13 protein-coding genes are annotated in these 12,955 nt (G+C 31.7%); 5 read left to right on the top strand and 8 right to left on the bottom strand.

Annotated elements, in window-relative coordinates; genetic code table 11:
• Window positions 1–28 precede the first annotated feature (28 nt).
• The 3 genes from rpmA to WNY60_RS05035 form a co-directional block, all read right to left on the bottom strand.
• Window positions 29–289, bottom strand: coding sequence for a 50S ribosomal protein L27 (gene rpmA / locus WNY60_RS05045; RefSeq protein ID WP_028283192.1), 261 nt, complete (start codon window positions 287–289; stop codon window positions 29–31).
• 43 nt (window positions 290–332) lie between these two features.
• Entirely contained in the window at window positions 333–992 is a 660-nt protein-coding gene (rplU, locus tag WNY60_RS05040; protein ID WP_145004235.1) for a 50S ribosomal protein L21, read from the bottom strand.
• A gap of 97 nt (window positions 993–1,089) precedes the next feature.
• Complete coding sequence (locus WNY60_RS05035; protein WP_342861700.1) at window positions 1,090–1,542, bottom strand: DUF4199 domain-containing protein; 453 nt, start codon at window positions 1,540–1,542, stop codon at window positions 1,090–1,092.
• A gap of 194 nt (window positions 1,543–1,736) precedes the next feature.
• Here WNY60_RS05035 and WNY60_RS05030 point away from each other — a divergent pair, with 194 nt between their 5' ends.
• Both WNY60_RS05030 and WNY60_RS05025 read left to right on the top strand, forming a co-directional pair.
• Window positions 1,737–3,056 carry a pitrilysin family protein gene (locus WNY60_RS05030; protein WP_145004240.1) on the top strand — a complete coding sequence of 440 codons (1,320 nt, stop codon included), beginning with the start codon at window positions 1,737–1,739 and terminating at the stop codon, window positions 3,054–3,056.
• Window positions 3,057–3,075: 19 nt separating this feature from the next.
• A complete protein-coding gene (locus tag WNY60_RS05025; RefSeq protein WP_342861699.1) occupies window positions 3,076–5,148 on the top strand; it encodes a pitrilysin family protein in 2,073 nt (690 codons plus the stop codon).
• 32 nt (window positions 5,149–5,180) lie between these two features.
• Here the strand turns inward: WNY60_RS05025 and WNY60_RS05020 are convergent, their stop codons facing one another.
• Window positions 5,181–6,077: a DMT family transporter gene (locus WNY60_RS05020; RefSeq protein WP_342861698.1), complete on the bottom strand. Its 897-nt coding sequence runs from the start codon at window positions 6,075–6,077 to the stop codon at window positions 5,181–5,183.
• Window positions 6,078–6,174: 97 nt separating this feature from the next.
• On the opposite strand from WNY60_RS05020, the gene WNY60_RS05015 reads away from it, so the two are divergent.
• Entirely contained in the window at window positions 6,175–6,747 is a 573-nt protein-coding gene (locus WNY60_RS05015) for a heavy metal-associated domain-containing protein (RefSeq protein ID WP_342861697.1), read from the top strand.
• A 100-nt stretch (window positions 6,748–6,847) separates the two neighbouring features.
• Here the strand turns inward: WNY60_RS05015 and gldD are convergent, their stop codons facing one another.
• From gldD to mutY, 4 genes are all read right to left on the bottom strand, one after another.
• A complete protein-coding gene (gene gldD, locus WNY60_RS05010; protein ID WP_145004251.1) occupies window positions 6,848–7,426 on the bottom strand; it encodes a gliding motility lipoprotein GldD in 579 nt (192 codons plus the stop codon).
• 46 nt (window positions 7,427–7,472) lie between these two features.
• Window positions 7,473–8,777 (bottom strand): gliding motility-associated protein GldE, encoded by a 1,305-nt coding sequence (locus tag WNY60_RS05005; RefSeq protein WP_145004254.1) that lies wholly within the window; start codon window positions 8,775–8,777, stop codon window positions 7,473–7,475.
• Between the two features lie 9 nt (window positions 8,778–8,786).
• Window positions 8,787–9,236 carry a single-stranded DNA-binding protein gene (ssb, locus tag WNY60_RS05000; RefSeq protein ID WP_145004257.1) on the bottom strand — a complete coding sequence of 150 codons (450 nt, stop codon included), beginning with the start codon at window positions 9,234–9,236 and terminating at the stop codon, window positions 8,787–8,789.
• A 91-nt stretch (window positions 9,237–9,327) separates the two neighbouring features.
• Window positions 9,328–10,368: an A/G-specific adenine glycosylase gene (gene mutY / locus WNY60_RS04995; RefSeq protein ID WP_342861696.1), complete on the bottom strand. Its 1,041-nt coding sequence runs from the start codon at window positions 10,366–10,368 to the stop codon at window positions 9,328–9,330.
• Between the two features lie 137 nt (window positions 10,369–10,505).
• Here mutY and WNY60_RS04990 point away from each other — a divergent pair, with 137 nt between their 5' ends.
• Together WNY60_RS04990 and WNY60_RS04985 are read left to right on the top strand one after the other, a co-directional pair.
• Window positions 10,506–10,796: an HU family DNA-binding protein gene (locus tag WNY60_RS04990; RefSeq protein WP_028283181.1), complete on the top strand. Its 291-nt coding sequence runs from the start codon at window positions 10,506–10,508 to the stop codon at window positions 10,794–10,796.
• Between the two features lie 353 nt (window positions 10,797–11,149).
• A complete protein-coding gene (locus WNY60_RS04985) occupies window positions 11,150–12,694 on the top strand; it encodes an Rne/Rng family ribonuclease (protein WP_145004263.1) in 1,545 nt (514 codons plus the stop codon).
• The last annotated feature ends 261 nt before the right edge of the window (window positions 12,695–12,955 follow it).

Genomic DNA, 12,955 nt, shown 5'->3' with positions numbered 1-12,955 from the left:
GGTTTTAATTTTTTAGGAAATAAAATTATTAAGCTTGGAAAGGCTCAATAGAAACGTAAGACTTGTTGTCTCTTTTCTTTGTAAATTTTACTAAACCATCAACTTTAGCATGTAAAGTGTGATCTTTTCCTTGGTATACATTTTCACCTGGGTGATGTGTATTACCACGTTGTCTTATGATAATGTTTCCAGCAATAGCAGCTTGTCCACCAAAAATCTTAACGCCTAAACGTTTTGATTCTGATTCTCTACCATTCTTCGAACTACCAACCCCTTTTTTGTGAGCCATGATCTTAAGTGTTTAAATTGTTATACTTAAAGTGTTTTAGCAATTACGCTTTACCACCATCTAATTCGTCTTGCCATTTCTTTAACTCATCCCACTTACCATCAGCAGCTAATTGAGCTTGTGCTGGCCATGTGTCAGTTACGTGATTACCACGTACACCTGCGATAATTTCAGAAATTTTAGCTGCATCAGTTTTAGCTAATTCAGCAAAAGTAGCGATTCCTGCTTCAACTAATGTTTCAGCAATTTTTGGCCCAATACCTTCAACTTTTTTCAAGTCGTCAGCTTTACCTGATGCTTTAGCAGCCTTTTTAGGTGCAGCTTTAGCTTCTACTTTTTTAGTTTCTTTTTTTGGAGCAGCTTTTTCAGCTTTCGCTGCTGGCTTAGCTCCTGAAGCTACTATACTTTCAATTACGATTTCAGTTAAGGCTTGTCTGTGTCCGTTTTTCTTACGGTAACCTTTTCTTCTTTTCTTCTTGAAAACAATAACTTTATCACCTTGAAGGTGCTTTAAGACTTTTGCACTTACTTGTGCTCCGCCTATAGCTGGGGCGCCTACAGTTATGTTAGAACCATCTGCAATTAAAAGGACATTGTCAAAAGACACTGCTTCTCCTTCTTCTGTTGCTAAACGGTTAACAAAAACTTTTTGGTCTTTTTCAACTTTAAATTGATGCCCTGCTATCTCTACAATTGCGTACATAGCGTAACGTTTTTATTAATTAGTTTATATAAAATAATCTCATTTTCCTGAGAAAACGGATGCAAATATACTTCTAATTAATTAATCTACAAACCTTTTATTGATTTTGAGGCATATTTCTGCTATTTTTAAAAAGTTGCATACAAGTAAGTGTAGTAACTACTGTTGTTGCAAATCCCATAATCGCGACAACAAAAGCAACTAAGCCTATTTGTACATTATAGTCACTTTTAAAAACGGTTAATAATTTGGTCAAAAATTCAGTATCAACTTCTGTAGCATAAAAGGTAAAAAATACTGTAAACAAAATTGCAGCTGTAAAACCTGCAATGATACCTACGGTAAAACCGCCTGTGTAACTAAATTTGTCAGCTTGTTGTAATTTATAATACTTTATAGTTTCATAAATACCAAAACCTGTTATTACACCATTAAATAAACTAAAAAAAGGATTAGTATGTAAATTAAACAAAGACAGGATTAAAAAAAAGGCAATTAAACATGCGCTTATAACTAACCCAAATCTTACAGGAAGGGAAATATTTTTCATATTAATTTATGGTTTTTGGTTAATAATCCCTTTAAATTTCGTGAAAATGGAACCAAATTTTTATAATTTGATGTTAATTTTCAATAAATTAAGCAGTAATACATGGTTGTATTGTTATTTTTGTTAAAACTGTTGTAACAAAAACATACAACAGTATACTAATACTTAAACTGATAAATTAAATAATCAAACACATGAAAAAAAGTTTATTCTCATTAGCTGCTTTGCTTTTAGCTGGTTTTTCTGCTACAGCACAAGAAGTTAACTACGAAGAGTATGATTTAGACAATGGTTTACACGTTATCTTACATCAAGACAACTCTGCTCCTGTAGTAACTACCTCTGTAATGTACCATGTTGGTGCAAAAGACGAACAGCCAGATCGTACAGGTATGGCTCACTTTTTTGAACACCTTTTATTTGAAGGTACTGAAAACATCGATCGTGGTGAATGGTTTAAAATTGTAACTTCTCAAGGAGGAAGTAATAACGCAAACACAACTGACGACAGAACGTATTATTACGAAGTTTTCCCTTCTAATAGCTTAGAATTAGGATTATGGATGGAATCTGAGCGTTTAATGCACCCAATTATTAATCAGATTGGTGTGGACACTCAAAATGAAGTTGTAAAAGAAGAAAAACGTTTACGTGTAGACAATTCTCCTTATGGTAAATTTATCGAAAATGTTAAACTTAATATCTTCAAAAAACACCCTTATAAAGGAACAACTATTGGAAAAATGGAGCATTTAGATGCTGCTTCTTTAGAAGAGTTTCAAGCGTTTAACAAAAAATTCTACGTACCAAATAACGCTGTATTAGTTGTTGCTGGTGATATAGATATTGCCTCTACAAAAAAGATGATTAAAGACTATTTTGGACCAATCCCAAGAGGAGAAGATATAGTTAGAAATTTCCCTAAAGAGGACCCAATTACTGAGACTATTAAAGCAACAGCTTACGACGACAACATACAAATCCCTGCAATTATTGCTGCCTACAGAACACCAGCAATGACAGAAAGAGATGCTTATGTATTAGATATGTTATCTAGTTATTTAAGTTCTGGTAAAACATCTAAATTGTATAAAAAAATTGTTGATGACAAAAAAATGGCTGTACAAGTTGGTGCTTTTAACCAAAGCCAAGAAGATTACGGTACATACATTATCTACGGTTTACCTTTAGGTGATAATACTTTAGATGGTTTATTAGCCGAAATTGATGAAGAGTTAGTTAAGGTACAAACTGAATTAATGTCTGAAAGAGATTACCAAAAACTTCAAAACCAATTTGAAAACAATTTTGTAAGTTCAAATTCAAGCATTTCTGGTGTAGCAAACTCATTAGCTCGCTACTATATGCTTTATAAGGATATTAGTTTAATTAACAACGAAATTAAAATCTACAGATCTATTACTAGAGAAGAGATTCAAAATGTTGCTAAAAAATATTTAAATCCTAACCAACGTGTTGTTTTAGAATATTTACCAAGTAAAGACGAAAAATAAAAAAGAAATTTCAATAGATATGAAAACAAAAATAACAGCCTTATTAGCGGTATTGTTTATATCAATTTCGGCAACAGCCCAAATAGACAGATCTAAACAACCAGAACCAGGTCCTGCTCCAACCATTACTTTAGAAGTTCCTGGAGAGTTTGAACTAAAAAATGGACTTAAAGTTTTAATTGTTGAAAACCATAAGCTTCCAAGAGTATCATATGCGTTAACTATAGATAACCAACCAATTACAGAAGGTGACAAAGCAGGTGTATCTGCAATGTTAGGTGCCATGTTAGGAAACGGTACAACTAATATCCCTAAAGATGTTTTTAATGAAGAGATTGACTTTTTAGGAGCAAGCCTTGGATTTAGTTCTGATGGAGCATATGCTAGTGGTTTATCTAAATATTCTGAACGTATTATGGAATTAATGGCAGATGCAGCTATGAATCCATTATTTTCTCAAGAAGAATTTGATAAAGAAAAAGCACTTATTCTAGAAGGTTTAAAAAACAACGAAAAAAGTGTAGATGCTGTAGCAGGTCGTGTAGGTAGCGCATTATCTTATGGTAGTAACCACCCTTACGGAGAATATATTACTGAAGAAACTGTAAATAATATTACAATTGATAATGTTAGAGCATTTTATCAAAAATACTTTAACCCAAACAATGCATACTTAGTAATTATTGGTGATGTAGATTTTAAGACAGTTGAAAAGCAAGTTAAAAAATACTTCAAAAAATGGGATAAAGGAATTGATTTTACAACAAATCTAGTTACTCCTAATCCAAACCTAGCAAGCACGCAAATCAATTTTGTAGACATGCCAAATGCTGTACAATCAAACATATCATTAACTAATAACGTAACGTTAGAAATGAATGATCCTGATTACCATGCAGTATTAATTGCTAATAAAATTTTAGGTGGTGGTTTTAACAGCTACTTAAACATGAATTTACGTGAAGCAAATGGTTGGACTTATGGAGCACGTTCTAGTATTGGTGCTTCTCGTTTTGGTGCGTCAAGATTTACAGCTGGAGCTGAAGTAAGAAACACTGTTACTGACAGTGCAGTTGTAGAGACTTTAAAAGAAATTAAAAGAATAAAATCAGAACCTGTTACTGCTGAAGCATTAGCTAATGCAAAAGCTAAGTATGTTGGAGATTTTGTTTTAGCTTTAGAAAGCCCTCAGACAATTGCTAGATACGCATTAAGCATTAAACTAAATAAATTACCTTCTGACTTTTATAAAACGTATTTATCTAAAATAAATGCAGTAACTATTGAGGATGTACAACGTGTGGCTAACAAATACTTTAAGCCAGAAAATGCACGTATAATCATAGTTGGGAAAGGTAGTGATGTAATCCCTGGATTAGAAAAAACAGGAGTACCAATTAAGTACTTTGACAAGTTTGCAAATCCAGTTGAAAAACCAGAATTTTCTAAGCCAATTCCTGATGGCGTAACTGCTAAAACAGTATTAGACAACTATATTACAGCTATTGGAGGAACCAACAATATTAACATGGTAAACTCTGTAAAAATGGATGGCGATTTTGTAATCCAAGGAGCACCACCATTGACAGTTGAAATAAAGAAAACTAAAGACAATAAAGAGTCTATGGAAGTTGCTATGCAAGGTATGGTAATGATGAAGTCTAAATGGAACGGTACTGCTGGTTACAGAGAGCAACAAGGTCAAAAAATGCCTTTATCAGATACTGAAGTATCAGACAAAAAAGCTGAAGCTGGAATGTTTCCAGAAACAGCATATGATATGGCCAATGTAACATTAGTAAGTATTGTTAATATTGATGGCGCAGATAGCTATAAAGTAAAAGTAACTAAAGGTGACGATGCGTCTTACCGTTATTATGATGTTACATCAAAATTATTAGTTCAAGAAGAAAGCACAACTAAAGCGCAAGGACAAGAAGTTACTACAACAGTTAAGTATGGTAATTACTCTGAAGTAAACGGAGTAAAATTCCCTTACGCACAAACTATTATAGCTGGACCACAAACAATGTCTATGAATATTAAAAATGTAAAAGTAAACGAAGATGTTACTGATGCAGATTTTAACTAATATTCATTACAATTAAACTAAAAATCCGAAACTTAAACGTTTCGGATTTTTTTTGCTTTTCTATTAGCTAAATACACACCAATTAAAATAATTAAGGTCCCAACAATTTGTGTTACACTAAAACTTTCTCCATCCATCAAGCCCCAAACTAAAGCAACAATTGGCATAATATAAGTCACAGAAGACGCAAATACAGGAGTAGACATTTGCACCAAAGTGTTAAACAATACTTTAGCCAAAGCAGTCCCAAAAAAGGATAAAGTAACAACGTAACCAATTGCATTTGTAAAATCAGGATTACTAAAGTTTGCCACATTAAAAAAGTCTGCAAAAATCAAAACAACTAAAGCAGGTATAAAAATAACAACATAATTACCAACAGCTATTGCTAAAGGTTTAACGTCTTGTAAATAGCGCTTAATAATGTTAACATTTATGGCGTACATAACCGTAGACGCTATTACAAATCCTGCAAACCAATAATTTTGATTTGGGTTTAAATCTGCACCTTCTAATATTAATATAGACGTACCAATAAAGCCAATAATAACACCAACAACCTGCTTAGTAGTGCTTGCTATTTTAAACACAGCAGCACCAATTAAAACAGTGTTTAAAGGCACCAAACTATTTAAAACAGACACAACTGCACTATCTATTTGGGTTTCGGCGATTGCAAAGAAAAACGCAGGAATAAAAGACCCTAAAAAGCCCGAAATCGCAATCCATTTCCAATCCGTTTTTTTAATTAAACGTATCTTTTTATAACCTGCCATAAACAAAAACAATCCTGTAATTAAAGTACGCAAAGCACCTAATTGATAGGCATTTAAACCCAACAAAGCCTTCTTAATTAAAATAAAAGACGTTCCCCAAATAAGAGACAAAACAAGTAAATACACCCATTTTTTAGTATTATTATTTTGCATAACTAAATTTTACGGTACAAAAATCCAATATAAAAAGCAATAAAGCATATTATTTAGTAATTTTGTAACTATTAAACAATAACAAAATTTTATTAAAATGAAATCATTTAAACATATACTAGTACTAGTTGCAATAACAGTATTAACATTTAGTTGTAAAAACGAAGCTGAGCCAGAAGTTATGACATCACCTTCTGCTACAGAAACTACAGAAGTAACAAAAAAAGCAGAAATTAATCCAAATGCTAAGTTAGCTAAAGCTGAATTTAAAATAGAAGGTATGACTTGCGCAATGGGTTGTGCAAAAACTATTGAGAAAAAAATGGCTAAAATGGAAGGTGTAAAATCTGCAATTGTAGATTTTGATCGCGAATTAGCAATGGTAGAATATGATGAAGCATTAGTAACTCCTGCATCATTAGAAACTACTGTTACAAGTGTTGCTGACACCTATAAAGTAAAAGACATGCATACGGTAGATGCTTTTTCTACTGCAAAAAAAGAGTGCACAATGAAGTGTAAAGAAGATTGCACTAAAAAAGACTGTAAAGATTGTGCTGCTAAAACTGCAGAATGCAAGAAAAAATGTGCTATCAAAACTGAAGCAGAAAAATTAGCTTGTGCTAAAGACTGCAAAAAAGCATGTTGTACAGACGCTAAAAAAGCTTAATAAACATTACCTTATTTAAATATAAAAGCCTTGAAAATTCAAGGCTTTTTTTGTTCTTATTTTCTATTTGTGATTTAAAGATGTGTTTAAATAATCAAAATTACTTCCATTGGACACTTTCCATTATACGCTTAATATCTTTTTGAAGATAATTAGCAGCAGGTAATATCGAGTCATAATTAGGTTTAGCATAAAAATATAATGACCCAGTTAAAAAATGATTTATACTATCCGTTATATAAAACTGAGATTGTGATGCTGCATTACCACCAACTTCATAAAACATTCCATACACTTTATTCACAGGGTTTTCCCAAACAACCTCTTCAATAGCATCTGCTTTTTTAGTATGTTCTTGAGTAAAATTTTGAGCATTTTTAAGATACTTAACTAAGCGCTCTTTGCCATCTATTGCTTTATAAGTTAGATATATGGTTCCTTTTAATTTTTTATACTCAATATTAAGTCCAAAACTTTTTACATCATCTTGTAAAGGCTTATATATTATGGTATCACTTTGCATGTTTCGATCAAAAGCAAAAGGCAAGTCTTGATTATACATTTTATAATCTGCCTGAGGATACTCTAACCTTAGATACCCTTTTGGCTTTGGTATTGGGTCGTTTCCACAACTTGTTAGTAGTACAAAGGTTAAAAGGAAGATTATTAAATGTCTCATGTTATAATTACTTAGGCAATAATAATTAGCCTTTATATTTTGTTATTTAGGGCAAGGTAACCTTGACACGTTTTATACGTTTTTTATCTAATGCTTCAATTGTAAAAACGTAGTTTTCAAACTGTATTTTGCTATTTCGTTTAGGAAAACCTCCAGAATTTTCTAAAATAAAACCAGCAATAGTCTCAGCTTCACCTTTATTATCTTCAAAAATTGTATCGTTTTCTAACTTAATAATTTTATAAAAATCTTTTAACGCAGTTTTACCTTCAAAAGCATAATTTTTATCATCAAGCTTTGAAAACACTAAGTCTTCGTCATCAAACTCGTCACTAATATCACCTACAATCTCTTCAATAATATCTTCTAATGACACTAATCCAGATGTTCCTCCATACTCATCAACAACTACCGCAAGATGTACTTTTTTCTCTTGGAATTCTGCCATTAAATCGTCCAATTTTTTATTTTCTGGAACAAAAAATGGTGCTCTTAATAAAGTTGTCCAATCAAATGTTTGCTTATCAATATATGGCAATAAATCTTTAACATACAATACGCCAACGATATTATCCATACTATCTTTATATACTGGTATTCTAGAATAACCGTTTTCTATAATTTCTGGAATAATCTCGCTATAAGGTTGCTCTACATTTAAAGCAAAGACATCAATACGTGGTTGCATAACCTGTTTGGTATCTGTATTTCCAAAACTTACAATCCCTTGTAATATTTTTTGTTCTTCTTTAGTGGTGTCATGCTCACTTGTTAGCTCTAATGCTTGAGACAATTGATCTACACTGATATTAGATTTTTGTTTTCCTAATCTATTATGAATTGTCAGCGTGATACTGCGCATTGGCAAACTTAAAGGCGAAAATAATACATCTAGAACACCTAATGGATAGGCCATAAATGTCGCAAATTTTAAATTGTTGCGACTAGCATAAATCTTAGGTAAAATTTCACCAAAAAGTAATATTAAAAAGGTAATGACTACTACTTCCACTATAAATTTAACTAAAGCAGAGTTTATACCTGCAAACAAATAGTTACCTAAAAAGGCAAATAGTATTACAATACCAATATTTATAAAATTATTGGCTACTAAAATGGTTGCTAATAGTTTTTTAGGCCTAACTAGTAGTTTAGAAATTATCTGTATTTGTTTTTTACCTTGTAATGCTTCGTCTTCAAGATCAGATTTTGTTAATGAAAACAATGCCACTTCTGCTCCTGAAATCATAGCAGAACATATTAATAATACAACTAAAAGTACAAAACCAAGTACAATATTGATATTATCAGAAATTACTAATGCTAAAAAACTCGAGGGTTCAGGATCCATAATCACTTATTAAAACGGTAGATCGTCTTCGCTAGAGGCTGAAGACGTTTGTTTTGGAATATCAGTTTTTGGTGCTTGTTGCTGTTGTACAGCTGGTGTTGTAGGAGCTGCCTCAGGATCACGCTTTGTACTTAAAAATGTAAAGTCAGACACTTGTATCTCTGTACTATAACGATCATTTCCAGATTCGTCTTGCCATTTTCTAGTTTTTATGCGTCCTTCAACATAAACCTTATCACCTTTTGTTAAATATTTTTCACAAATTTCAGCAGCTTTATTGCGCACTACTATATTATGCCAATCCGTATTAGTAACACGCTCGTTAGTTTGCTTGCTAACATAAGTCTCGTTGGTTGCTAAAGGAAAACGTCCAACACAACCACCTCCTTCAAAGTAGTGCATTTTAACTTCATCTCCTAAATGCCCAATTAGCATAACTTTATTTAATGTTCCTGACATAAGTAGTGTTTTTTTCTAATACAAAATTACAGCTTTAAGCTTCAATGTAAATAAATTTAATAAAAAATATTGAGGCGTTGACAGTAATGATTTAAAAATTAAATTTTTCAATAAAATTACCTATCAATATTGGCACTGGAAAATCCTTTATTTTACCAAAAGCAATACCTTCTGGAAGGTTACTATCTAACGATACAATCCAAAATTTAGTGTATAAATGCTGATGGGATAATTTATGTACTATTGATTTTTCGTTATATAAAGACAATTCTAAAAATTGTTCTTTTAATGGTGCTATCAATTTAATTTGCTCCTCAATACTATCAAAAGACGCATCTTTATCAGTTTCTATTAAAGGAAATTGATATAAATTTTGCCAAATCCCACTACCTAGTCGCTGTTGTAAAACCGTTTTACCATCCTTAGAAAAAATTACAATAAAGTTAAAATACTTTTTGGAAACCTTAGCACTTTTAATTTTTACAGGTAAATCAGTAATTACAGCTTTTTCTAAAGCAACACATGTGTTGTTAAAAGGACAATTATTACAATCTGGATTTTTAGGCTTACACAATCTTGCACCAAACTCCATTATGGCTTGATTAAAAGTAGCAGGTTGCTTAACATCAATTAATTGTTGTGCTAACATCTTAAACTCTTTAAAACCTTTACCTGTATTAATAGGAGTGTAAATACCATAAATCCTAGACAACGCTCTGTAAACATTACCGTCAACAACTGCAGTAACTTCATTAAAACTAATAGAAGCAATTGCACTTGCTGTATAATCACCTACTCCTTTTAGTTTAATAATGTCATCAAAAGTATCCGGAAAATGTCCATCACGCTCATCTACTATGTATTTAGCTGAGGCGTGCAAATTTCGTGCTCTAGAGTAATAACCCAATCCTTGCCATAATTTTAACACTTCTTGTTCCTCAGCCTTAGCTAAGTCAAAAACAGTAGGGAAATTGGTAGTAAAAGCGGTGTAATATGGCAAGCCTTGAATGACTTGTGTTTGTTGTAAAATAATTTCGGAAAGCCAAATATAATAAGGGTTTGTAGTGTTACGCCAAGGCAAATCTCGTTTATTATCTGTGTACCAATTAATTAATTGTTTTGCAAAGTTCATTTATTAGAAAAAAGTAAGAAAAGCAAAAGTAAAGTTTATCGCATTAAATTTTAATGAATTAGGTTTGAAATATTGAATATTAAATGCCTATATTTGCCAACCCTTAGAAAAATTAATAACGCAAACAAGAAAAGAAAATGACTAAAGCTGATTTAGTAACAAAGATTTCTGAAAAATTAGGAATAGAAAAAGGAGATGTTCAGGCAACTGTAGAGACTTTTATGGAAGAAGTTAAGACATCTTTAGAAGGAGGTGATAATGTTTACCTTAGAGGATTTGGTAGCTTTATCATTAAAACAAGAGCAGAAAAAACAGGAAGAAATATTTCAAAAAATACGACTATCAAGATTCCTGCTCACAACATACCAGCGTTTAAACCTGCAAAAGTATTTGTAGAGGGTGTAAAAACTAACGTAGACGTAAAGTAAAAAATATTATAAACGAATTATTAATTTAAAAACATTAACCCTATGCCAAGTGGTAAGAAACGTAAAAGACACAAGGTTGCAACGCATAAGCGTAAAAAACGTAGACGCGCTAATCGTCACAAGAAGAAGAAATAGTACCAAAAAGTAGTTTATATAACTACTTTTTTGGTTTATTAAAATTATCGTTCTTTGAAAATAGAGTTTATAATAAATATGTAAAACCTTGCGTATTTTTAAACTCAAACGGATTTAAAAAATCCTGTGATTATCATACCTTTTTTTGTTTAAAAAAAAGGTATGATATATTGTATAATCCATCTATACTTAGTTGTATGGATAAAAATTAACCTTAAATGGATAAAGAATTAATTATTAGATCTAGTCCAGAAGCTGTTGATTTTGCCTTATTAAAAGATGGAAAATTAGTTGAATTACATAAAGAGGAAGATGGGAACAACTTTGCGGTTGGTGATGTGTTTATCGCCAAAATAAGAAAAGCTGTTCCAGGACTAAATGCAGCATTTGTCAATGTTGGTTATGAAAAAGATGCATTTTTGCATTATCATGATTTAGGACCAAAAATGTCATCTCTTTTAAAATTCACAAAAAGTGTAAGCACAGGTAAACTAAAAGATTTTTCTTTAAAGGATTACCCATTTGAAAAAGATATTGATAAAGACGGAAAGATTACTGACGTCTTAAAATCAAATCAGTCTATTTTAGTACAAATAGTTAAAGAACCAATATCTACTAAAGGCCCAAGGATTAGCTCAGAGCTGTCCATAGCTGGTAGATATATTGTTTTAGTGCCATTTTCCGATCGAATTTCTATTTCGCAAAAGATAGAGAGTAAAGAAGAGAAAGAGCGCTTAAAACGCTTGGTAAGGAGTATAACTCCTCCTGGTTTTGGAGTTATTGTACGAACAGTAGCAGAAGGCAAAAAAGTAGCCGAACTAGATAAAGATTTACAAAATTTGCTTAGTCGTTGGACAGCAATGTGTAAAAAATTGCATAAAGCAAATCATCCTACCAAAGTATTAGGTGAGTTAAATAAAGCCTCTTCTATTTTAAGAGATATATTTAACGACACTTTTACAGGGATTCATGTAGATGATGAAGCATTACATGCACAAGTTAAAGATTACGTGCAACAATACGCACCCAAAAAAGAATCAATAGTCAAATTACATCAGTCTAATATTCCTATTTTTGAAAAATTTGGAATAGAAAGACAAATAAAAACTGCTTTTGGTAAGACGGTCTCTATGGCTAAAGGTGCATACCTTGTCATCGAGCATACTGAAGCGCTTCACGTCATTGATGTAAATAGTGGTAATAGATCAAATAAATCAAACTCTCAAGAAGACACAGCACTTGAAGTAAACTTAATATCTGCATCAGAAGTAGCACGACAATTAAGATTACGTGATATGGGTGGAATTATTGTGATAGATTTTATTGACCTAAATACCGCTGAACATAGAAAAAAACTTTACAATCATCTTCGTGACGAAATGAAAGATGATCGTGCCAAACACAAAATATTACCTCCTAGTAAGTTTGGATTGATTCAAATTACACGTCAAAGAGTAAGACCAGAAATGAATATTAAAACAAGAGAGGAAAATCCTAACAGTTTTAATGGAGAAGAAGTCGAAGCACCAATTAATATTGTGCCTAAAATAACTCACGACATAGAACAAATATTTAAAAAAGACTATAAGAAGGTGACTTTAAACACACATCCTTTTATAGCAGCCTTTTTAACAAAAGGTTTTCCATCAATTCGTTCAAAATGGTTTTTTGAACACAAAAAATGGGTTAAAATACAACCAAGAGATGCTTACACATACCTTGAATATCATTTTGTTGACAAAGATGGTAATCAAATTAAATAATAAAAAAGCCTACTATTTTATAGTTAGGCTTTTTTTTTGCACCAAAGTGTATAATAAAATTAGTAGGCCAATCTTCGCATACTTAATAATACTATTTACAATAACAAATCTTAATAGTTTACAAAGCTAAAAAGACTTCAAAACAGCTATAAATTAAAAAAGCCACATCTTTTATAGATGTGGCTTTTTTTGGTTTTTAATTGGTTGTTAAACTAGTGTTTATTGTTTAGGTCCACCGCTTACGATTGTAAACTCAGAACG

It is taken from the genome of Olleya sp. AS48, from assembly GCF_038900355.1.
In the GTDB taxonomy this organism is placed as follows: domain Bacteria; phylum Bacteroidota; class Bacteroidia; order Flavobacteriales; family Flavobacteriaceae; genus Olleya.
Note: the sequence above shows the minus strand (reverse complement) of the source record. Positions and strands in the feature narration are given on the sequence as shown.